Genomic DNA, 21,199 nt, shown 5'->3' with positions numbered 1-21,199 from the left:
TCCAGGTAGTCCGCCGCGATCTCGCCCTCCTGCTCCAGGCGAGTCAGGGTGTCTGCACCCTCGGCAGCGGCGGAGGTGGTGCCTTCCGTCACGGGATGGACTCCTTCTTACTTCTTGGACGGGGACTTGGGCCGCTGCGGACCCTTGCGCTGTCCGGACTGGGCCTTGCTGCGGGTACCGCCGGCGGGCTTCGCGCCGCCCTTATTGGCAGCGGCGGCGGGCTTGGCGTCCTCGGGCTCGTCGGACTTGGTCAGCGACGTCTTCGGCTCGTTCTCACCGGCCGCCTTCGTACCGACGGCGCCGCCGTGCTGCCGCTGCGACTTGCTCTGCCGCTTGGGCTGCTGACGCTTCTGGGTGCCGACGGCGGTGGTCGGCGTACCGTCCTCGGCCTGGGCTGCGGCCGCGGAGTCGCTCTTGATCACGGTGCCGTCGGCCTGCGCGGCAAGTCCGGCCTTGCTCAGGCCGTTGATGAACTTGCGCTCGAAGTCGTTGCGGTCGCGGCCCTTGGCGACGATCGCCTTGACGATGGCCCGGTCGCGACGCTTGCCGACCTTGTCGTGCTGCGTGACGTGCTTGGTCAGGCGCTCCAGGTACTCGGCCTGGGCCTTGGAACCCGGGGTCGGGTTGTTGCGGATGACGTACATCTGCTGGCCCATGGTCCACACGTTGGTGGTCAGCCAGTAGACGAGGACACCGACCGGGAAGTTGATGCCGAAGACGGCGAACATGACCGGGAAGACGTACATCAGCATCTTCTGCTGCTGCATGAACGGCGTCTTCACCGTGGTGTCGACGTTCTTCGTCATCAGCTGGCGCTGCGTGAAGAACTGCGACGCCGACATCAGGACGATCATGATCGCGGTGACGACCCGGACGTCGGTGAGGGAGGAGCCGAGAGCCTCCACCTTCGAGGAGCTGTCGGTGAACTTCGCCGCGAGCGGCGCACCGAAGATGTGGGCCTTCTGCGCGCTCTCCAGCAGACGGTCGTTGATCACGCCGATGGTGTCGTTCGACGCGATGCTGTTGAGCACGTGGTACAGGGCGAAGAAGAACGGGGACTGCGCCAGGATGGGAAGGCACGAGGAGAGCGGGTTGGTGCCCGTCTCCTTGTACAGCTTCATCATCTCTTCGGACTGACGCTGCTTGTCGTTCTTGTAGCGCTCCTGGATCTTCTTCATCTCGGGCTGCAGCGTCTGCATGGCCCGGGTCGCCTTGATCTGCTTCACGAACAGCGGGATCAGGCAGATGCGGATCAGGATCACCAGGGACACGATCGACAGGCCCCAGGCCCAGCCGGTGTCAGGGCCGAAGAGGGCGCCGTACACCGAGTGGAACTGGACGATGACCCAGGAGACGGGTGTGGTGATAAAGCTGAAGAGGCTGGCAATCGTGTCCACTAATCATGCTCCTTGGGCATGGGACGGTGTCTCTGCGGCCGGGCTCGAAGGACTCGACGGACTGGTGGGAGAAGTCCGTCCCTCGGTGGCCGGTCCGACGGCGGAGGGCCCGCCCTTGCGTGCATGCCACGCGTTGCGCAGCATTTCGTGCCACCGCGGGCGCTTGCGCGGCGGGACATGGTCCACACCGCCCAGCGACCACGGATTGCACCGCAGGATGCGCCAGGCCGTGAGTGCCGTTCCCTTGATGGCACCATGCCGGTCGATGGCCGTGAAGCCGTAGTGGGAGCACGACGGGTAGTACTTGCAGACCGGCCCCAGCAGCGGACTGATCGTCCACTGGTAGAGCTTGATCAGAGCCAGCAGCGGGTACTTCATCGCGCGCCCCCTCCCAGCAACCGCTGGAGAGCGGCATCCAGGTCTCGGGCCAGCTGTGCATGGTCGGCGTCGCCCGATCCGGGCAGCGCTCGTACGACTACCAGGCTACCGGGGGGCAGCTGGGCGACTCGCTCGCGCATCAGGTGGCGAAGCCTGCGCTTCACTTTGTTGCGCACGACCGCGCCACCCACGGCTTTGCTCACGACGAAACCCGCACGCGTCGGGGGAGCGCTCTCCCCAGGCGCATGCGGGTCCGTGGCACCGCTACGAAGGTGGACGACGAGGTGCGGGCGTCCTGCCCGACGGCCTCGCCGTACCGCGGTCGCGAAGTCCTCGCGCCGCCTCAGCCGGTTCTCGGTGGGCAGCACGACGTCATGACCTGATCGGGATCAGGCGGACAGACGGGCGCGACCCTTGCTACGGCGGGACGCGAGAATCGCGCGGCCGGCACGGGTGCGCATACGCAGCCGGAAGCCGTGGGTCTTCGCGCGACGACGGTTGTTCGGCTGGAAGGTGCGCTTGCTCACTCGGGGGCTCCAGAAAGAATCGGTGGTTGCGGGGTGCCGTCCTGGCTGTCACCGTGCGCCCACGAGTAGCTCGCAGTTACGCCCGAGTGCACCGCTGACCGATCACCCAAATGATCTGTGCCCATCGGAGGCAGGCGGCAGCAGCCATCGACAACTCGACCTGGTTACGGTACGCGCGGCTACGCCATCCGGTCAAACCAGGAGTCGCCGGGAGACACTTGTCCACAGGCTGGGGACAACAACTTGAACCGTACCGGCCGCCCTGACTACCGTGACGGAACTCCGATTCGTTCCCTTATCCCTGCCCCACCCGATTTACATCCCGAGCCGTCCCAGAACCACACGTTCGTGGGACCTGTGAGAGAGCGTGCCCTGTGGCTGACGTACCTGCCGATCTTGCCGCAGTGTGGCCACGCGTATTGGAGCAGCTCCTCGGGGAGGGCCGCGGTCAGGGGGTCGAAGGGAAGGACGAGCACTGGATCCGGCGCTGCCAGCCGCTCGCGCTGGTCGCGGACACCGCACTGCTCGCCGTACCGAACGAGTTCGCGAAGGGCGTACTGGAGGGCCGGCTGGCGCCGATCGTCAGCGAGACGCTGAGCCGCGAGTGCGGACGCCCCATCCGGATCGCGATCACCGTCGACGACTCCGCGGGCGAGCCGCCGGCCACGCCGGCGCCCCCGGCCCGCCCCCAGCAGCGCTACGAGGAGCCCGAACTCCCCTCCGCGCGCCAGGACCGCGACGGGTACGAACGTCCGGAGCGCGATGGCTACGACCGCCCCGAACGTGACGCGTACGACCGCTCCGATCGTGACGCGTACGACCGCTCCGATCGTGACGGGTACGACCGCCCCGAGCGTGATGGCTACGACCGTCCGGACCGTGACGGATACGACCGCCAGGACCGCGACGGGTACGAGGGGTACGGCCGGCACCGCGCCGACCAGGCGCCCGGGCCGGCCGGCGACCAGCTTCCGCCTACGCGCGCAGACCAGCTTCCGACGGCCCGCCCCGCGTACCCGTCCGAGTACCAGCGCCCCGAGCCCGGCGCCTGGCCGCGGCCGACGCAGCAGGAGGAGTACGGCTGGCAGCAGCAGCGCCTCGGCTTCCCCGAGCGTGACCCGTACGCGTCACCCGGGCAGGACTCGTACGGCTCCCAGGACCCGTACAACCCGCAGGACCCCTACGGCTCCGGCTCCGGATCCAAGGGGTCCAAGGACTCCTACGGCCCGCCCTCCCAGGCGTCCTACGGCGCCCCCTCCCAGGACTACCGCCCCCAGCCCATGGAGCGCCCCTCCTATGAGCAGCCGCGCTCCGACTACGACACGTCACGCGGCGACTACGACCAGCGCGACGCGGTGCGCCGGGAGCTGCCCGAGCCGCCCGCCGGCTCGGGCCACGTGCACCGGGGCGGCCCGGTCGGTCCGAACCTGCCGACGACCGGCGCGCCCGGCCCGCTGGCCGCGCAGCCCGCACCGGCGACCGGCCCGGGTGAGCCGACCGCGCGTCTGAACCCGAAGTACCTCTTCGACACGTTCGTGATCGGCGCCTCCAACCGCTTCGCGCACGCGGCCGCGGTCGCTGTGGCCGAGGCGCCGGCGAAGGCGTACAACCCCTTGTTCATCTACGGGGAGTCCGGGCTCGGCAAGACCCACCTGCTGCACGCGATCGGGCACTACGCACGCAGCCTCTACCCGGGCACGCGCGTGCGGTACGTGAGCTCGGAGGAGTTCACCAACGAGTTCATCAACTCCATCCGCGACGGCAAGGGCGACAGCTTCCGCAAGCGGTACCGGGAGATGGACATCCTGCTCGTCGACGACATCCAGTTCCTCGCGGACAAGGAGTCGACGCAGGAGGAGTTCTTCCACACCTTCAACACGCTGCACAACGCCAACAAGCAGATCGTGCTGTCCTCCGACCGGCCGCCGAAGCAGCTGGTGACCCTGGAGGACCGGCTGCGGAACCGTTTCGAGTGGGGACTGATCACGGACGTCCAGCCGCCCGAGCTGGAGACGCGGATCGCGATCCTCCGCAAGAAGGCCGTGCAGGAGCAGCTGAACGCGCCGCCGGAGGTGCTGGAGTTCATCGCGTCCCGGATCTCACGGAACATCCGTGAGCTGGAGGGCGCCCTGATCCGGGTCACGGCGTTCGCCTCGCTCAACCGGCAGCCGGTGGACCTGGGGCTGACGGAGATCGTCCTGAAGGACCTCATCCCCGGCGGCGAGGACTCGGCCCCCGAGATCACCTCGACGGCCATCATGGGCGCGACGGCGGACTACTTCGGGCTGACCGTCGAGGACCTGTGCGGCACCTCACGCGGCCGCGCCCTCGTCACAGCCCGGCAGATCGCCATGTATCTGTGCCGTGAGCTGACGGACCTGTCCCTGCCCAAGATCGGCGCGCTGTTCGGCGGACGGGACCACACCACGGTCATGCACGCGGACCGCAAGATCCGCAATCTGATGGCGGAGCGTCGCTCCATCTACAACCAGGTCACGGAGCTGACCAACCGCATCAAGAACGGCTGACGGCGACGGCGGAACGCCGCTGAGGGCGCCCCCTGTGGTTGAGGGGGCGCCCTTCTCCATGTGCCGAGGGGCGCCGCCGAGCCTTCCGAGCCCCACGCGAGGCGGTTCCCCGGCCCTGTCCCCAGAAGCCCGCTCGCAACCCACTGTTCGATTACTCCCCGGGTTACGGCCCCTCTCCACAGATTCGAGGACTTTCTGCCGTCCACATCCTGGGGACCGGGGAGTTGTCCAGATCGTGTCCACAGCGGCCACTGTTGAAAGACCATCAGACCAGCTCAGGTGCTTGTGGATTGGTGGACGAAGGATCTCCACAGACTGTGGACGACGAGATGATCCACAGGCTGTGCATCGAGTTGTCCACCGGCCACCCACAGGCTGGGTGCAGTTGTCCCCAGCGATCGGTCGCTTCTCCACATGCCTGTCCACTGTTCGGCAACGCGACGCGCCTCCTCACCGGGTCGAGTGAAAGGCGTCACACAAAGCTGCGGGTTGGGCTGTGGGAAAGGTGGGTAAAGCTGGGGATGGCGCTGGGGAGAACTCGCCTCCCCCTGTGCACGGCGTGTGCAGAACTTTCTGTTCTCCACAGATACGCCCGGTTGTCCACCGCCTCCACCCACAGGACCCGTGGACAAAATTCCCGCTCTGAGCTGGGCAAACGGGGTTATCCACGGTATCCACAGGCCCTACTACTACTCCCGACTAGAGAGAGCTGGGAATCCGTTTCGAAGGGGGCCCTGTGCACAACTCGCTCTTCGGTGCCCGACCGCCCCTCGTCACGACTTGACCCCGAGAGGCACCTACTGTCAGTGCCGTGCGTCAGACTGGTCCCCGGTGTCCTCCCCCTCACAGGGACCGTCGACACCGAGACAGACGACGAGGGCCAGGCAGAGCGAGAAGCGCCGGCAACAGCAGGAGGCGGCAACAGTGAAGATCCGGGTGGAACGCGACGTACTCGCGGAGGCAGTGGCCTGGGCGGCACGCAGCCTCCCGGCCCGTCCGCCGGCGCCTGTCCTCGCCGGCCTGCTGCTGAAGTCCGAGGAGGGCCAGCTGAGCCTCTCCGGCTTCGACTACGAGGTCTCCGCTCGGGTGAGCGTCGAGGCCGAGGTCGAGGAGGAGGGCACGGTCCTGGTCTCCGGCCGCCTGCTCGCCGACATCTGCCGCGCGCTCCCCAACCGGCCGGTGGAGATCTCCACAGACGGTGTACGGGCGACCGTGGTCTGCGGCTCGTCCCGGTTCACACTCCACACCCTGCCTGTGGAGGAGTACCCGGCCCTGCCCCAGATGCCGAACGCGACGGGCACGGTCCCCGGCGAGGTCTTCGCCTCCGCCGCCGCCCAGGTCGCCATCGCGGCCGGCCGTGACGACACGCTGCCCGTCCTCACCGGTGTGCGCATCGAGATCGAGGGCGACACCGTCACGCTGGCGTCCACCGACCGCTACCGCTTCGCGGTCCGCGAGTTCCTGTGGAAGCCGGAGAACCCGGAGGCCTCCGCGGTCGCCCTGGTGCCCGCCAAGACGCTCCTGGACACCGCCAAGGCCCTGACCAGCGGCGACCAGGTGATCCTGGCGCTGTCCGGCTCGGGCTCCGGCGAGGGCCTGATCGGCTTCGAGGGCGCCGGCCGCCGTACGACGACCCGCCTGCTCGAGGGCGACCTCCCGAAGTACCGCACGCTGTTCCCGACGGAGTTCAACAGCGTCGCCGTCATCGAGACCGCCCCCTTCGTGGAGGCCGTCAAGCGCGTGGCCCTGGTCGCCGAGCGCAACACCCCGGTGCGGCTCAGCTTCGAGCAGGGCGTGCTCATCCTGGAGGCCGGTTCCAGCGATGACGCACAGGCTGTGGAAAGGGTGGACGCCCAGCTCGAGGGCGACGACATCTCGATCGCCTTCAACCCGACGTTCCTGCTCGACGGCCTGAGCGCCATCGACTCCCCGGTGGCCCAGTTGTCGTTCACGACGTCCACCAAGCCCGCGCTGCTCAGCGGCAAGCCGGCGCTGGACGCCGAGGCGGACGACGCCTACAAGTACCTGATCATGCCGGTCCGCCTCAGCGGCTGAGCCGGCCTCGCGGCCCGGATTCAGGCTGGGGATCACCGGCGGTTGTCCACAGGCTGAGGACAAACCTGCAGGTGAGGGCGTACGACTGAGCGCGTATGCCCACAGATGTGCGCGAGCGTCCGGGTTTAGGGTCGGACGCGGGTACGAAAGTGCCTGGCGGTACGCACGTGCCGCCACGCCACGTCGCAGAACCTAAGGAAAACAACTGATGGAGCTCGGTCTCGTCGGCCTCGGCAAGATGGGCGGCAACATGCGCGAGCGGATCCGCCGCGCAGGTCACACCGTCCTCGGATACGACCGCAACCCGGACCTCGCCGATGTCCACAGCCTGGAAGAGCTTGTGGGCAAGCTCAGCGGACCGCGCGTGATCTGGGTGATGGTCCCCGCGGGCGAGGCCACGCAGACCACGATCGACCGGCTCGCCGAGCTGCTGGAGCCCGGCGACGTCGTCGTGGACGGCGGCAACTCCCGCTGGACCGACGATGTGAAGCACGCCGAGGAGCTGGCGGCCAAGGGCATCGGTTTCGTCGACTGCGGCGTCTCCGGCGGCGTCTGGGGCCTGGAGAACGGCTACGCGCTGATGTACGGCGGCGACAAGGAGAACGTCGCCAAGGTGCAGCCGGTCTTCGACGCCCTCAAGCCGGAGGGTGACTCCGGCTCGGTGCACGCCGGCAAGGTCGGCGCGGGCCACTTCGCGAAGATGGTCCACAACGGCATCGAGTACGCGATGATGCAGGCTTACGCCGAGGGCTGGGAGCTCCTGGAGAAGGTCGACTCCGTGACCGACGTCCGGGAGGTCTTCCGCTCCTGGCAGGAGGGCACGGTCATCCGCTCCTGGCTGCTCGACCTCGCGGTCAACGCGCTCGACGAGGACGAGCACCTGGATGAGCTGCGGGGTTACGCGCAGGACTCCGGCGAGGGACGCTGGACCGTGGAGGCCGCCATCGACAACGCGGTGCCGCTGCCGGCGATCACCGCGTCGCTGTTCGCGCGGTTCGCCTCCCGCCAGGAGGACTCGCCCCAGATGAAGATGATCGCGGCGCTGCGGAACCAGTTCGGCGGCCACGCGGTAGAGAAGAAGTAGTCCACAGGGCTGCACGGCAGTCCACAACCGTCCGGGGAGGTCGGCGAAACGACCATGCACGTCACGCATCTGTCGCTGGCCGACTTCCGCTCGTACCCCCGGGTCGAGGTTCCGCTCGACCCCGGGGTGACGGCCTTCGTCGGGCCGAACGGGCAGGGCAAGACCAACCTCGTCGAGGCCGTCGGCTATCTCGCCACCCTCGGAAGCCACCGGGTCTCCTCCGACGCCCCCCTGGTCCGCATGGGCGCCGAGCGCGCGATCGTACGGGCCCAGGTCCGGCAGGGCGAGCGGCAGCAGTTGGTCGAGCTGGAGCTGAATCCGGGGCGCGCCAACCGGGCCCGTATCAACAGGTCCTCGCAGGTCAGGCCGCGTGACGTGCTGGGGATCGTGCGGACGGTGCTGTTCGCGCCGGAGGATCTCGCGCTGGTCAAGGGCGATCCCGGTGAGCGGCGCCGTTTCCTCGACGAGCTGATCACGGCGCGTTCTCCGCGGATGGCCGGGGTGCGCTCCGACTACGACCGGGTGCTCAAGCAGCGCAACACCCTGCTGAAGTCGGCCGCGCTGGCCCGCAGGCACGGCGGTCGCACGATGGACATGTCCACTCTGGACGTGTGGGACCAGCATCTCGCGCGCGCGGGAGCCGAGTTGCTCGCCCAGCGGCTGGACCTGATCGCGACGATCCAGCCGCTGGCCGACAAGGCCTATGAGCAACTCGCGCCCGGCGGTGGCCCGATCGCGCTGGAGTACAAGCCGTCCGCGCCCGGCGAGGCGCACACCCGCGAGGACCTCTTCGAGCAGCTGATGGCGGCGCTCGCCGAGGCCCGCAAGCAGGAGATCGAGCGCGGTGTCACCCTGGTCGGCCCGCACCGGGACGACCTGCAGCTCAAGCTCGGCCAGCTCCCGGCCAAGGGCTACGCCTCCCACGGCGAGTCCTGGTCCTACGCCCTGGCGTTGCGCCTTGCCTCGTACGACCTGCTCAGAGCGGAGGGCAACGAGCCGGTGTTGGTGCTCGACGACGTCTTCGCCGAGCTGGACACCCGTCGCCGTGAGCGCCTCGCCGAGCTGGTCGCGCCGGGCGAGCAGGTCCTGGTGACGGCCGCGGTCGACGACGACGTACCGCATGTGCTGTCCGGGACGCGGTTCGCCGTGTCCGAGGGGGCGGTGGAGCGCGTATGACGGAGAACACACCCGGCGGCGCCCCGAGTCCGTCTCAGCCCTCCGGCGGGGCCCCGAAGCCTCCCGAGCCGTCCGGTGTGGACCTCGCGCGCGTGGCGCTGCGCGCGGCCAAGGAAGCCGCCCGCGCGCGGGGGGACGCGGCGCAGCAGAAGAAGCAGGCGCGCCGCGGCGGTCTGCGCTCCGGCGCGCGCGCCGACGGACGCGACCCCATGGCGCTCGGGTCCGCGATCAACCGGCTGATCACCGAACGCGGCTGGGAGGCGCCGGCCGCCGTGGGCGGTGTGATGGGCCGCTGGCCGCAGATCGTCGGCGAGGACGTGGCCAAGCACTGTGTGCCGGAGAAGTACGACGAGGACGAGCGGGTGCTGACCGTGCGCTGCGACTCGACGGCCTGGGCGACGAACCTCCGGCTGCTCGCGCCCACGCTGGTCGCGCGCCTGAACGAGGACCTGGGCCACGGCCGGGTGAAGCTGATCAAGGTGCAGGGCCCCGGCGGCCCCGCCCGCCGCTACGGCCCGTTGCGCGCCCCCGGCAGCACCGGTCCGGGCGATACCTACGGGTGATCGGCACCGGTTTCCCACCTGTCGACAGCACGTGACTGACATCACATCAAGGACTTCCGGCGGCTCTTTCGGAGCGCCGGCGGCAGCCCTGACGCGTGCCCGCACACGGTTGCGAATCCCGACCTGACTCCGAAGTAGCCAAGGGTTGACGGCCGGAAGCGCTGAGTGCCTCCGTGAGCCTCTTGGAGCCCCCATCCGTATATCGGGAGTCGGACAAGACCCGTCGAGGGCGGCACATGCGGACTCAGGTACCGGCAAACCCCCATCAGTGTCAGTGCTACCGGTAGACTGGAAGCAATCCCGCCCCAATCGTGGGGACCGTCCGGGAAAAGCTGAGCAACGCTGATCAAGGCTTACCAACGCAACATGCCGCAGCCGCTCCGGCAACCCGCCGACGAGCCTGGCTCGTGCTGTGCCAGAAAGGGCGCTTCGTGGCCGATTCCGGCAACCCCAACGAGAACATCCCGTCCACCGACGAAGGCGTGAGCAGCGAGGCGATCACCTCCCACAGCGAGGTCACCGCCTCGTACGACGCCAGTGCCATCACCGTCCTCGAGGGTCTGGACGCGGTCCGCAAGCGACCCGGCATGTACATCGGCTCGACCGGTGAGCGCGGCCTGCACCACCTGGTGCAGGAGGTCGTCGACAACTCCGTCGACGAGGCCCTGGCCGGTCACGCGGACACGATCGACGTCACGATCCTCGCCGACGGTGGCGTGCGCGTCGTCGACAACGGCCGTGGCATCCCGGTCGGCATCGTCCCCTCCGAGGGCAAGCCGGCCGTCGAGGTCGTGCTGACGGTGCTGCACGCGGGCGGAAAGTTCGGCGGCGGCGGCTACGCGGTCTCCGGTGGTCTGCACGGTGTGGGTGTCTCCGTCGTGAACGCCCTGTCGACCAAGGTGTCCGTCGAGATCAAGACCGACGGCTACCGCTGGACCCAGGACTACAAGTTGGGCGTCCCGACGGCCCCGCTCGCCCAGCACGAGGCCACGGACGAGCACGGCACCACGGTCGTCTTCTGGGCCGACCCGGACATCTTCGAGACCACCGACTACTCCTTCGAGACGCTGTCGCGGCGTTTCCAGGAGATGGCGTTCCTCAACAAGGGTCTGCGGATCAACCTCACCGACGAGCGCGAGTCGGCGAAGGCCACGGCCGGTGCGGACGAGGCGGGCGAGGACGAGAAGCACGAGGTCAAGAGCGTCTCGTACCACTACGAGGGCGGCATCGTCGACTTCGTCAAGTACCTCAACTCCCGCAAGGGAGACCTGGTGCACCCCACCGTCATCGACCTCGAGGCGGAGGACAAGGACCGGAGCCTGTCCCTCGAACTCGCGATGCAGTGGAACGGCGGCTACAGCGAGGGCGTGTACTCGTTCGCCAACATCATCCACACGCACGAGGGCGGTACGCACGAAGAGGGCTTCCGCGCCGCGCTGACCTCGCTGATCAACAAGTACGCGCGCGACAAGCGGCTGCTGCGCGAGAAGGACGACAACCTCACGGGCGACGACATCCGCGAGGGTCTGACGGCGATCATCTCGGTCAAGCTGAGCGAGCCGCAGTTCGAGGGCCAGACGAAGACCAAGCTCGGCAACACCGAGGTCAAGACCTTCGTGCAGAAGGTCGTCTACGAGCACCTCACGGACTGGCTGGACCGGAACCCGAACGAGGCCGCGGACATCATCCGCAAGGGCATCCAGGCGGCCACCGCGCGCGTGGCGGCCCGCAAGGCCCGTGACCTCACCCGGCGCAAGGGCCTGCTGGAGACCGCGTCCCTGCCCGGCAAGCTCTCCGACTGCCAGTCGAACGATCCCACCAAGTGCGAGATTTTCATCGTCGAGGGTGACTCCGCCGGCGGCTCGGCCAAGTCCGGCCGCAACCCGCAGTACCAGGCGATCCTCCCGATCCGCGGCAAGATCCTGAACGTCGAGAAGGCGCGGATCGACAAGATCCTGCAGAACCAGGAGATCCAGGCGCTGATCTCGGCCTTCGGCACCGGAGTCCACGAGGACTTCGACATCGAGAAGCTCCGCTATCACAAGATCATCCTGATGGCGGACGCCGACGTCGACGGCCAGCACATCAACACCCTGCTGCTGACCTTCCTGTTCCGCTTCATGCGGCCCCTGGTCGAGGCCGGTCACGTGTACCTCTCCCGCCCGCCGCTCTACAAGATCAAGTGGGGCAAGGACGACTTCGAGTACGCGTACTCCGACCGCGAGCGCGACGCCCTGATCGAGATGGGCCGCAACGCCGGCAAGCGCATCAAGGACGACTCCGTCCAGCGCTTCAAGGGTCTCGGTGAGATGAACGCCGAGGAGCTGCGCATCACGACCATGGACCAGGAGCACCGCGTCCTCGGCCAGGTCACCCTCGACGACGCCGCCCAGGCCGACGACCTGTTCTCGGTCCTCATGGGCGAGGACGTCGAGGCCCGCCGCGCGTTCATCCAGCGCAACGCCAAGGACGTCCGCTTCCTCGACATCTGAGTCGGTCTCAGCTGACCGCACCCGGAAGGATTTTCACCAGCAATGACCGACGAGAACACTCCCGTGACGACGCCCGAGGGTGACGCCCTGGCCATGCGCGTCGAGCCCGTCGGGCTCGAGACGGAGATGCAGCGCTCGTATCTCGACTACGCGATGTCCGTCATCGTCTCGCGTGCGCTGCCGGACGTCCGCGACGGCCTCAAGCCCGTCCACCGCCGTGTGCTGTACGCCATGTACGACGGCGGCTACCGCCCCGAGCGCGGGTTCTACAAGTGCGCCCGCGTCGTCGGCGACGTCATGGGCAACTACCACCCGCACGGCGACTCCTCCATCTACGACGCGCTCGTACGCCTCGCCCAGTCCTGGTCGATGCGCATGCCGCTCGTCGACTCCAACGGCAACTTCGGTTCCCCGGGCAACGACCCGGCCGCGGCCATGCGGTACACCGAGTGCAAGATGGCGCCGCTGTCGATGGAGATGGTCCGCGACATCGACGAGGAGACCGTCGACTTCACGGACAACTACGACGGCCGCTCCCAGGAGCCGACCGTCCTGCCGGCCCGCTTCCCGAACCTGCTGATCAACGGCTCGGCCGGTATCGCGGTCGGCATGGCGACCAACATCCCGCCGCACAACCTGCGCGAGGTCGCCGCCGGCGCCCAGTGGTACCTGGAGAACCCCGAGGCCTCGCACGAGGAGCTGCTCGACGCGCTCATCGAGCGCATCAAGGGCCCGGACTTCCCGACCGGCGCGCTCGTCGTCGGCCGCCGTGGCATCGAGGAGGCGTACCGCACCGGCCGCGGCTCCATCACGATGCGCGCGGTCGTCGAGGTCGAGGAGATCCAGAACCGCCAGTGCCTGGTCGTCACGGAGCTGCCGTACCAGGTCAACCCGGACAACCTCGCTCAGAAGATCGCCGACCTGGTCAAGGACGGCAAGATCGGCGGCATCGCGGACGTACGCGACGAGACCTCCTCGCGCACCGGCCAGCGCCTGGTCATCGTGCTGAAGCGGGACGCCGTCGCCAAGGTCGTGCTGAACAACCTCTACAAGCACACCGACCTGCAGACGAACTTCGGCGCCAACATGCTGGCGCTGGTGGACGGCGTGCCGCGCACGCTCTCGCTGGACGCGTTCATCCGCCACTGGGTGACCCACCAGATCGAGGTCATCGTCCGCCGTACGCGTTTCCGGCTGCGGAAGGCCGAGGAGCGGGCGCACATCCTGCGCGGTCTGCTGAAGGCCCTGGACGCCATCGACGAGGTCATCGCGCTGATCCGGCGCAGCGACACCGTCGAGATCGCCCGCGGCGGCCTGATGGACCTGCTGACGATCGACGAGATCCAGGCCAACGCCATCCTCGAGATGCAGCTGCGCCGCCTGGCCGCCCTGGAGCGCCAGAAGATCGTCCAGGAGCACGACGAGCTCCAGGCGAAGATCAACGAGTACAACAAGATCCTGGCCTCCCCGGTCCGCCAGCGCGGCATCGTCAGCGCGGAGCTGGCCGCGATCGTCGAGAAGTTCGGCGACGACCGCAAGACGACGCTGATCCCCTACGAGGGCGACATGTCCATCGAGGACCTGATCGCCGAGGAGGACATCGTCGTCACGGTCACCCGGGGCGGCTACATCAAGCGCACCAAGACCGACGACTACCGCGCCCAGAAGCGCGGCGGCAAGGGTGTGCGCGGCACGAAGCTCAAGGAAGACGACATCGTCGACCACTTCTTCGTGTCCACCACGCACCACTGGCTGCTGTTCTTCACCAACAAGGGCCGCGTCTATCGGGTCAAGGGCTACGAGCTGCCGGACGCCGGCCGGGACGCGCGCGGTCAGCACGTCGCGAACCTGCTCGCCTTCCAGCCGGACGAGGCGATCGCCGAGATCCTGGCGATCCGCGACTACGAGGCGGTTCCCTACCTCGTGCTCGCCACCAAGGCCGGACTTGTGAAGAAGACGCCTCTGAAGGATTACGATTCGCCCCGTTCCGGCGGTGTGATCGCCATCAACCTCCGTGAGGGTCAGGACGGTTCGGACGACGAACTGATCGGCGCCGAACTCGTTTCGTCGGACGACGATCTGCTTCTGATCAGCAAGAAGGCGCAGTCGATCAGGTTCACCGCTTCGGACGAAACCCTGCGGCCGATGGGCCGTGCCACCTCGGGCGTCAAGGGCATGAGCTTCCGCGAAGGCGACGAGCTGCTCTCGATGAATGTTGTTCGACCCGGTACGTTCGTGTTCACTGCCACAGACGGCGGGTACGCGAAGCGGACCGCCGTCGACGAGTACCGCGTCCAGGGTCGCGGCGGCCTCGGCATCAAGGCTGCCAAGATCGTCGAGGACCGTGGATCCCTCGTCGGCGCGCTGGTGGTCGAGGAGACCGACGAGATCCTCGCCATCACGCTGTCGGGCGGTGTGATTCGTACGCGGGTCAACGAGATCAGGGAAACCGGCCGTGACACCATGGGCGTCCAACTGATCAATCTGGGCAAGCGCGATGCCGTCGTGGGCATCGCTCGCAACGCCGAGGCGGGGCGCGAGGCGGAGGAGGTCGACGGCGATGTGGTCGTCGACGAGACCGCCGAGGACGCCGTGACCACCGGCACGGACGAGGGTGAGGCGCCCTCGGCCGAGTAGGCACGAGGAGTGAGTCAGCGTGAGCGGAGCCACGGGCGCCGGACCGGCCGGAACCTCGAGGGGTACGGAAGCGGACGACGGCGGCCGTGGCTCCGCCGCGCGTGCGGCGGACCCGCACACGACCAACCTGAAGGCGATCAAGTCCCCGGCCAAGGACGAGCCGTCGCCCGACGCGCATGGATCACAGGGGGGAACTGTGACGGACACCCGAGGTCCGCAGACCAAGCAGGCCAAGGGCGGTGCGGGTGCGTCCGCCTCCGGCGCGCAGCCGCAGCCGGCCGCGCAGGAGCCGGGCACGGCCTCGCCCCTGCCCGGGGAGCGGCAGACGAAGCAGCAGGCCGGGCCGTACCACCCGCCGCAGGCCTACCCGGCGCAGCAGGCGGCGGCCGGGGCCGGCGCAGGTCCCGATGCCGTACGGCGTCCCCGCCCGGGGGTGCGTACCACTCCGCGCGTCCGCAAGGCGCGGCTGCGGGTGGCGAAGGCCGACCCGTGGTCGGTGATGAAGGTCAGCTTCCTGCTCTCCATCGCCCTGGGCATCTGCACGATCGTCGCGGCCGCCGTGCTGTGGATGGTCATGGACGCGATGGGCGTGTTCTCGACGGTCGGCGGCACCATCTCCGAGGCCACCGGCTCGAACGAGTCCAACGGCTTCGACCTGCAGGCTTTCCTGTCGCTGCCCAACGTCTTGATGTTCACGTCGGTCATCGCGGTCATCGACGTGGTCCTGGCGACCGCCCTCGCGACGCTCGGCGCGTTCATCTACAACCTGTCCGCGGGCTTCGTGGGCGGCGTGGAGCTGACGCTCGCCGAGGACGAGTGACGTCACCTTTGACGTCACCTCCGTCGTTGCCCTGACGGTGCCCCGACAACCGATTTTGGGACTGCCCATGTCGTGCGCTAATCTTCAGGAGTCAGCGCGCGGGACACACCCCGCAGAGCGCGGCGGGGCTATAGCTCAGTTGGTTAGAGCGCATCCCTGATAAGGATGAGGCCACAGGTTCAAATCCTGTTAGCCCCACCAGCGAAAAGACCCCCAGTCGAATGTGGCTGGGGGTCTTTGTCGTCTTGCAGCCTGTCCGGCACGCCCTGAGCCCGGGCCTTGGGATCGGGGCATGCGTAAGCCCGGCCGCTCTGCCGAGCTGCCGGGCTTTGTACGCAGATCGCTTGGGTTGTTCCGGGGGTTCAGCGCTGGAGGGGCGTGAGATGGTCCGCCTCGGGGTCGGGGTCCTCGTCGGTGCAGTCGGTGCCGGGGGAGGTCGCCGTGTCCGCGGGCGAGCGGTGCCGGCAGCGGGGGGTCTTGCCGTGGGCCTCGGCGCGGATGCGCTGCTTCATCGTGGGGGGCAGGGCTCTCGGAGCGGACCGGGAGAACGTCGCCGGTGCCGCCGTCCGCTGCTGCGGGATGCTCGCGCCCTTGCTGTTGCTCTTCTGCTCGGTCTGCGGTACGGCCGCGGCGGCGGTCGTGGTGACGAGTCCGAGCGCCGTGCACAGCGCGAGGAAGGCGGTGACGATGGTGGTCCACAGCTTCATGACCTTGTTCCGGGCCATGGCCCCTCACTTTCGGGTTGGGCGATTTGCGTACTTTCCTCATCATGTGTATGAGGGGCGAGAAGTGGTGGACCTCCGCCCGTGGCGCGTTGATGTTCCGATGAACACCACCCGGATGGGCGCAAGAGGGGTGAAAAGGTGAGGAGAGCGTAGAAGAGGGGTCAAAGTAACCGTCCGTCGAGGTGTGATCACCCTCCGATCGGAGCGGTGTACTCCGCTTCTATCGCGTTTCCGGGGAGGGGAGTTGAGGGCCGACTCAGGTCACCGATCGGTCTCGGCCGGTGTGTATAGTCGGGCGCCAGAGGTCCCCTACGTCAAGGAAAGACGAGGTCGCGCGGTGAAGAAGCTTCTCCTGGTCACACTGGCCGCCATCGGCGGGCTCCTCGTGTACCGCCAGATCCAGGCGGATCGCGCCGAGCAGGATCTGTGGACGGAGGCGACTGACTCCGTTCCCACGGGTTCGTGAGTCACGACAACCCAGACCAAGCACACCCCGGCCGCCTCGCGGTCGGGGTTTTGTGTGCCGAGGGCCGGTCGTGAACCCGGCCGGCGCGGCAGGATGGGCCACGGATCACGGCTTTGCGGTCCGCAGACGGCGAGCGGTCCGGCGACGGTGAGGGGTGGCGCGTGAGGGGACGGTGCCGTACGGCGTTCAGGCGAGGCGCGGAGGCGTGGCGCGGCCGCCCGGCCGTGGCCGTGCGCGTCGGCGCCGCGGCCGTGGTCCTGGGGACGACAGCGGCCATGGGGCCTGGACAGGCCGCCGCCGCGGGGCAGGCCTCCGGCTCGCCGAGCCGGTACGCCTTCGCCGACGGCGCGCAGCGCGTCCAGGGAACGAGGAGCACCGGGGACGCCGACCTCCTGAAGCCCGGCGAGGCCTACAGAAGCTCCCTGCCTGGCAACGGCAAGGTCAACTACCGCCTCGACCTCGACGCCACGTCCAACGCGTACGTCTCCGTCACCGCCGTCCCCTCCCCCGACAGCACCCTCTCCGTCATCGACGGGGTCAAGGTGACCGTGCAGGACGCCGAGGGCAACACCTGCTCCGTCGACGACACGACCTTCGGGACCGCTCGCAGCCCCCACCCCATCGCGGCGTGGGGCATGCGCCAGATCTCGCCCAACCGGCCGCTGTGCAAGAAGGCCGGTGCGTACTACGTGTCCGTCGAGCGCGTCGACCCCCAGGGCGAGGGATCCTCACCGGACGCCTGGGACCTGGAACTCGTCGCCATGACGGAACCGCGGACGGTGAGGACCGGGGCGACCAGCCCACCCGAGGTGTGGAACTCCGCCACGCCCCAGCCGCTCCTGGGCGAGGCCGAGCACCGCAAGGGCGGCGCGGGGTTCACCGGCGCGACCCCCCTCGACCAGGGAGTCTGGCGGGACGACATCCGACCCGGCCAGACCCTCTTCTACGAGGTACCGGTCGACTGGGGACAGCAGATCGCCGTCACCGCGGATCTCGGCAGCTCGGGCACCGGAGCCACCGGCTACACGTCCGACGCGCTGGATTTGGCCCTCTACAACCCCGCGCGCGGCGAGGTCGCCGATGTGGGTGTCGGCTACAACGGCGGCCAGCAGTCCAGAAGCCTTCCTCCCCTGCCACCGGTCGACCACGCCAACCGCCTCTCCGCCACCGCGCAGGTGAGTGCGATGCGCTTCGCCGGCTCCTACTACCTCGTCGCCCACCTCTCGGAGGGCGTCGCCGACACCTTCGGCGACGGGCCGTTCAAGATGACGCTGCGCGTGACGGTGAGCGGGGAGCCGCGGGGCGGCCCCGAGTACGCGGGGGAGTCCGTGCCCAAGGGTGTCTTCGAGGTCTCGGACGAGGACCGGGAGGCGGCCGCGGAGGGCGTGGCCGCGGGCGATGACACCGCCATGAGGGCACTCGCCGTGGGCGGCATCGGCACCGGGAGCGCACTGCTCGTGGGGCTCGGGGTGTGGAGCCTCGTGGCCCGGCGCAGGAGTGTGACGTAGGGGGAGCACCGGCGCGTCCCCCCGGGCCGTCTGCTGCCCGGCCGGTCGGTCAGATGCGGGTCAACGCCCAGAAGCCCACGGCGTAGCAGGCCAGCGCGAGGAGCAGCAGTGGTACCGCCACCTTGGCCGGAGGCCCCTGTCGGGAGGGCCTGTGTGCCCGGTGCCGTGACGGGGTCGGGCCGCTCGGCGTGGCGGTCGGTGTCCGGGCGGTGTACGAGGCTGTGGAGGCGTCCGTGCGGTAGCGCTCCGAAGGGGGCAGAGGAGGGCCGGAGTACACCGGGGGGAGTGGCTGTGCGGAGGACAGCCGGTGTGTGGGGTCGTAGGGGGAGACGGGCGCCTGCCGGTGCGGGGCGTGGACCGGGGAGGGCTGGGACGGTCCTGCCGTGGGGGACGAGGTGACGGTGGGCTGTGGCGGCGGCAGATGGAAACTGCCGGTGTCCGACATGGAGGACGGCCCCGCCGGGTCGGCGGCGTGGCGCGGGTCGGACGGCACCGACGGTGCGTGTTGCCGGTGGGGCTCGGAGCGCTGCCCGCCCCGGGCCGACAGCCCGCCCTCGTCCCGCTGCCCGCCCGTGGCCGACAGCCCGCCCTCGTCCCGCTGCCCGCCCGGACCCGTCAGCTCGCCCTCGGCGCGCCCGTGCCGAGACTGCTCCCCGCTCGTACCCGGGTGGTCGGACGGCGCCTCCCTCGGGCCCAGCCCCTTCGCCCTGGCCAGCGGCCCCTCGGACGCGAACCCCCTCGGCAGGGGGCCCAATTGGTCGAAGATCTCGATCAGCTCGTCGTCCGGGCCGGGCTCCGGAAGCAGCTCCGCGGCGGCGGCGAGTGCCTTGCGCGCCCCCGTGGCCGTACGGAACCGCGCCTGCGGATCCGGCTGGAGCAGCGTGGCCACGACCTGCCACAGCGGCTCAGGAATGCCCTTGGGCGCGCCGGGCGTGCCGTGCTCGGCGAAGTACTGGATGAGCGCCTTGCTGTCCGGCTTGGCACCCTCCAGCAGATACAGCGCGACCAGTCCCACGGCGAACAGGTCGGCGGGAAAGTCCGGCTCGGCGCCCATCATCTGCTCGGGCGCGAGATAACCGGGCGTCCCCACCACGAGGTTGGTCTCCGTCAGGCGGGGCTCGCCCAGCCGCATCGCGATGCCGAAGTCGGACAACCGCAGCCGCGGCCGGCCCGTGCCGGAGGCCTCCAGCAGCACATTGGCGGGTTTCACATCACGATGGACGACCCCCTCCGCGTGCACCGCGGACAGGCCCGACAGCAACTGGTCGAGCAGGGTGCAGACGAAGGCCGGCGGGAGGGGGCCGTAGTCCCCGACGAGATGCACGAGTGATCCGCCCGCGACCAGGTCCATGGTGAACAGGACCTTGTCGTCGTCGGCGGCCCAGCTGCTCGGGGCGAGTACATGCGGGTGGTCGATCCGCAGGGCCTGTTCCCGCACGAAGCGCAGCAGCGAGTGCGCGTCGCTCTGGAGCAGGACCTTGGCGGCCACATAGCGACGGCGGCGGTGGTCCCAGGCACGCCAGACGGCACCGACCCCTCCGCGTCCGATCGGGTCGACCAATTCGTACCGGCCGGCGAAGACCTCACCCATGGCTGTACGTCGCTCCTCCCCCTGCGGCTTCCCCCCTTGCTTCCCCCTCGGCGAGCACTACGACTCCCCGACAGGCGAAACGGCTCCCCCGAAACCCGGCTCCCCCGAAACCCCGGTTCCCCCGAAACCTGGCTCCCCCGAGCCCCGGCTCCCGATGAGTGATACATCCCCCTCGCGTCGACCGGTCCCCCGTACGGAACACGCCCCCTCGTGCCCGTCCGTACCGCGACGCGTCCCCCGTCACCTCACCCGCGCCCGCTGCCGAACCCCCTTCGGCGGCCGGGCGGTGGGATCAGCTCTGGTGAGACTGGTAGTGCGAGACCGCGTCCGAGGTGCGGCCGGCCCCGTAGACCCGGAGGAACTCTGCCAGCTCCGGATGGGTCGGGGCGAGGGTGTCGGCGGCGTCGATGATGTCGCCCGCCGCCGCGACCGACCGCAGCAGCGACTGGATCTCGCGCACGACGCGCTTGACCGTGGGCGCCCCCGAACTGCTCGTCGTCTGCGTGGTGTTGCTCAGCACCGAGCCCCCCTGTGACTTCTTGATCTCCTCCATGCGCTCGGTGGCCTCGGCCGCGCTCACGCTGCCGTCCGCGACCTGCCCCGCCAGGTCCTGCAGCAGCTGAACCCGCTGCACCACGGCCGGATTGCCGATCTTCGCGCGCTGACCGCTCATCAGCTGCGACAGCATCGGTGCGGACAGTCCCAGAACCCCCGCGAGACGAGCCTGGTTGAGGCCAAGATCGTCGATGAGCCTACGGAAGAGCGCCCCCAGTGGCTCCCCGTACCAGTTCCGCTGCAGTTCCCGCGCTCTTGCGGTCGCTTCCTGCTGTGCGGCGTCCATTGCGTCTCCCCATCGCTTCCCCATGTACGGCGGTTCGCGGTAGCGAACCACGCCGAGCATCTTACGGAGAGTGGTCGACGACGGGGACCCCCAATCTTTTTGCGGAACCACGGGGGTGACCCGGTACTCTGGTCTCCGACGCCCGCCGGGGCACGGTTTCTCCGGTCGGACGTCCCCTTCCGGGGCCTTAGCTCAGTTGGTAGAGCGCTGTCTTTGCATGGCAGATGTCAGGGGTTCGACTCCCCTAGGCTCCACTCTGGAAATGCCCTCCGAACTGCGGAAACGTGGTCTCGGAGGGCATTTTGCGTGCCTGGGCGGATGCCGGGAGCGTGTGTTTCACGTGACTGCTGCGTGTGGAGATCCCCTGTGACCCTGCGAGTTGAGCGGCCGCTGCGCGTCGTCCTGGCGGAG

Annotated in this window: 17 protein-coding genes, 2 tRNA genes and 1 pseudogene; 12 read left to right on the top strand and 8 right to left on the bottom strand. The window is 68.9% G+C overall.

What is annotated here, in order from left to right:
• The 5 genes and pseudogenes from ABT116_RS25745 to rpmH all read right to left on the bottom strand — a co-directional run.
• A pseudogene (locus ABT116_RS25745) lies at positions 1–92 on the bottom strand (single-stranded DNA-binding protein); the annotation flags it as partial.
• 15 nt (positions 93–107) lie between these two features.
• Positions 108–1,397, bottom strand: a complete 1,290-nt coding sequence (yidC, locus tag ABT116_RS25740) for a membrane protein insertase YidC (RefSeq protein ID WP_351638178.1) — start codon at positions 1,395–1,397, stop codon at positions 108–110.
• A gap of 3 nt (positions 1,398–1,400) precedes the next feature.
• Positions 1,401–1,775 (bottom strand): membrane protein insertion efficiency factor YidD, encoded by a 375-nt coding sequence (yidD, locus tag ABT116_RS25735; RefSeq protein ID WP_053670149.1) that lies wholly within the window; start codon positions 1,773–1,775, stop codon positions 1,401–1,403.
• Complete coding sequence (gene rnpA, locus ABT116_RS25730) at positions 1,772–2,143, bottom strand: ribonuclease P protein component (RefSeq protein WP_078625383.1); 372 nt, start codon at positions 2,141–2,143, stop codon at positions 1,772–1,774. The genes yidD and rnpA overlap by 4 nt, the downstream gene beginning before the upstream one ends.
• 21 nt (positions 2,144–2,164) lie before the next feature.
• A complete protein-coding gene (gene rpmH / locus ABT116_RS25725) occupies positions 2,165–2,302 on the bottom strand; it encodes a 50S ribosomal protein L34 (protein WP_003956500.1) in 138 nt (45 codons plus the stop codon).
• Positions 2,303–2,676: 374 nt separating this feature from the next.
• Between rpmH and dnaA the strand changes: the two genes are divergently transcribed.
• The 9 genes from dnaA to ABT116_RS25680 all read left to right on the top strand — a co-directional run bounded on the left by dnaA (position 2,677) and on the right by ABT116_RS25680 (position 15,858).
• Positions 2,677–4,830: a chromosomal replication initiator protein DnaA gene (gene dnaA / locus ABT116_RS25720; protein WP_351638165.1), complete on the top strand. Its 2,154-nt coding sequence runs from the start codon at positions 2,677–2,679 to the stop codon at positions 4,828–4,830.
• Between the two features lie 924 nt (positions 4,831–5,754).
• Complete coding sequence (gene dnaN / locus ABT116_RS25715; protein WP_351638160.1) at positions 5,755–6,885, top strand: DNA polymerase III subunit beta; 1,131 nt, start codon at positions 5,755–5,757, stop codon at positions 6,883–6,885.
• A 208-nt stretch (positions 6,886–7,093) separates the two neighbouring features.
• Positions 7,094–7,969 (top strand): phosphogluconate dehydrogenase (NAD(+)-dependent, decarboxylating), encoded by an 876-nt coding sequence (gene gnd, locus ABT116_RS25710; RefSeq protein WP_104779130.1) that lies wholly within the window; start codon positions 7,094–7,096, stop codon positions 7,967–7,969.
• A 54-nt stretch (positions 7,970–8,023) separates the two neighbouring features.
• The gene (recF, locus tag ABT116_RS25705; protein ID WP_351638153.1) at positions 8,024–9,145 is read left to right on the top strand and encodes a DNA replication/repair protein RecF; all 1,122 of its coding nucleotides are present in this window, start codon (positions 8,024–8,026) and stop codon (positions 9,143–9,145) included.
• Positions 9,142–9,708 (top strand): DciA family protein, encoded by a 567-nt coding sequence (locus tag ABT116_RS25700; protein WP_351638151.1) that lies wholly within the window; start codon positions 9,142–9,144, stop codon positions 9,706–9,708. Before recF ends, ABT116_RS25700 begins: the two co-directional genes overlap by 4 nt.
• A 431-nt stretch (positions 9,709–10,139) precedes the next feature.
• Positions 10,140–12,200, top strand: coding sequence for a DNA topoisomerase (ATP-hydrolyzing) subunit B (gene gyrB / locus ABT116_RS25695; RefSeq protein ID WP_351638148.1), 2,061 nt, complete (start codon positions 10,140–10,142; stop codon positions 12,198–12,200).
• Positions 12,201–12,242: 42 nt separating this feature from the next.
• Positions 12,243–14,837: a DNA gyrase subunit A gene (gene gyrA / locus ABT116_RS25690; protein WP_351638143.1), complete on the top strand. Its 2,595-nt coding sequence runs from the start codon at positions 12,243–12,245 to the stop codon at positions 14,835–14,837.
• A gap of 19 nt (positions 14,838–14,856) precedes the next feature.
• A complete protein-coding gene (locus tag ABT116_RS25685) occupies positions 14,857–15,657 on the top strand; it encodes a DUF3566 domain-containing protein (protein ID WP_351638139.1) in 801 nt (266 codons plus the stop codon).
• 124 nt (positions 15,658–15,781) lie between these two features.
• A tRNA-Ile gene (locus ABT116_RS25680) sits at positions 15,782–15,858 on the top strand.
• Positions 15,859–16,019: 161 nt separating this feature from the next.
• Here ABT116_RS25680 and ABT116_RS25675 read toward each other — a convergent pair.
• A complete protein-coding gene (locus ABT116_RS25675; RefSeq protein ID WP_351638134.1) occupies positions 16,020–16,382 on the bottom strand; it encodes a DUF6344 domain-containing protein in 363 nt (120 codons plus the stop codon).
• Positions 16,383–16,719: 337 nt separating this feature from the next.
• Here ABT116_RS25675 and ABT116_RS25670 point away from each other — a divergent pair, with 337 nt between their 5' ends.
• Together ABT116_RS25670 and ABT116_RS25665 are read left to right on the top strand one after the other, a co-directional pair.
• Complete coding sequence (locus tag ABT116_RS25670; protein ID WP_351638128.1) at positions 16,720–16,848, top strand: DLW-39 family protein; 129 nt, start codon at positions 16,720–16,722, stop codon at positions 16,846–16,848.
• A gap of 161 nt (positions 16,849–17,009) precedes the next feature.
• Positions 17,010–18,356, top strand: a complete 1,347-nt coding sequence (locus ABT116_RS25665) for a hypothetical protein (RefSeq protein ID WP_351638122.1) — start codon at positions 17,010–17,012, stop codon at positions 18,354–18,356.
• Between the two features lie 49 nt (positions 18,357–18,405).
• Here ABT116_RS25665 and ABT116_RS25660 read toward each other — a convergent pair whose 3' ends face one another.
• Together ABT116_RS25660 and ABT116_RS25655 are read right to left on the bottom strand one after the other, a co-directional pair.
• Positions 18,406–19,947 (bottom strand): protein kinase domain-containing protein, encoded by a 1,542-nt coding sequence (locus tag ABT116_RS25660; RefSeq protein ID WP_351638117.1) that lies wholly within the window; start codon positions 19,945–19,947, stop codon positions 18,406–18,408.
• A 292-nt stretch (positions 19,948–20,239) separates the two neighbouring features.
• Positions 20,240–20,788 carry a helix-turn-helix domain-containing protein gene (locus ABT116_RS25655; protein WP_030846998.1) on the bottom strand — a complete coding sequence of 183 codons (549 nt, stop codon included), beginning with the start codon at positions 20,786–20,788 and terminating at the stop codon, positions 20,240–20,242.
• Positions 20,789–20,969: 181 nt separating this feature from the next.
• Between ABT116_RS25655 and ABT116_RS25650 the strand changes: the two genes are divergently transcribed.
• Positions 20,970–21,042 (top strand) — tRNA-Ala (locus ABT116_RS25650).
• Positions 21,043–21,199: the final 157 nt, after the last annotated feature.

The sequence above is a fragment of the Streptomyces sp. NPDC002130 genome, from assembly GCF_040296465.1.
In the GTDB taxonomy this organism is placed as follows: Bacteria; Actinomycetota; Actinomycetes; order Streptomycetales; family Streptomycetaceae; genus Streptomyces.
This window is presented reverse-complemented; position numbering and strand designations above follow the sequence as displayed.

What these genes read in the sequence shown, in the direction of transcription:
- yidD (WP_053670149.1), bottom strand. Translation starts at nt 1,775, where the DNA reads ATGAAGTACCCGCTGCTGGCTCTGATCAAGCTCTACCAGTGGACGATC.
- gnd (WP_104779130.1), top strand. Translation starts at nt 7,094, where the DNA reads ATGGAGCTCGGTCTCGTCGGCCTCGGCAAGATGGGCGGCAACATGCGC.
- recF (WP_351638153.1), top strand. Translation starts at nt 8,024, where the DNA reads ATGCACGTCACGCATCTGTCGCTGGCCGACTTCCGCTCGTACCCCCGG.
- ABT116_RS25700 (WP_351638151.1), top strand. Translation starts at nt 9,142, where the DNA reads ATGACGGAGAACACACCCGGCGGCGCCCCGAGTCCGTCTCAGCCCTCC.
- gyrA (WP_351638143.1), top strand. Translation starts at nt 12,243, where the DNA reads ATGACCGACGAGAACACTCCCGTGACGACGCCCGAGGGTGACGCCCTG.
- ABT116_RS25675 (WP_351638134.1), bottom strand. Translation starts at nt 16,382, where the DNA reads ATGGCCCGGAACAAGGTCATGAAGCTGTGGACCACCATCGTCACCGCC.
- ABT116_RS25660 (WP_351638117.1), bottom strand. Translation starts at nt 19,947, where the DNA reads ATGGGTGAGGTCTTCGCCGGCCGGTACGAATTGGTCGACCCGATCGGA.
- ABT116_RS25655 (WP_030846998.1), bottom strand. Translation starts at nt 20,788, where the DNA reads ATGGACGCCGCACAGCAGGAAGCGACCGCAAGAGCGCGGGAACTGCAG.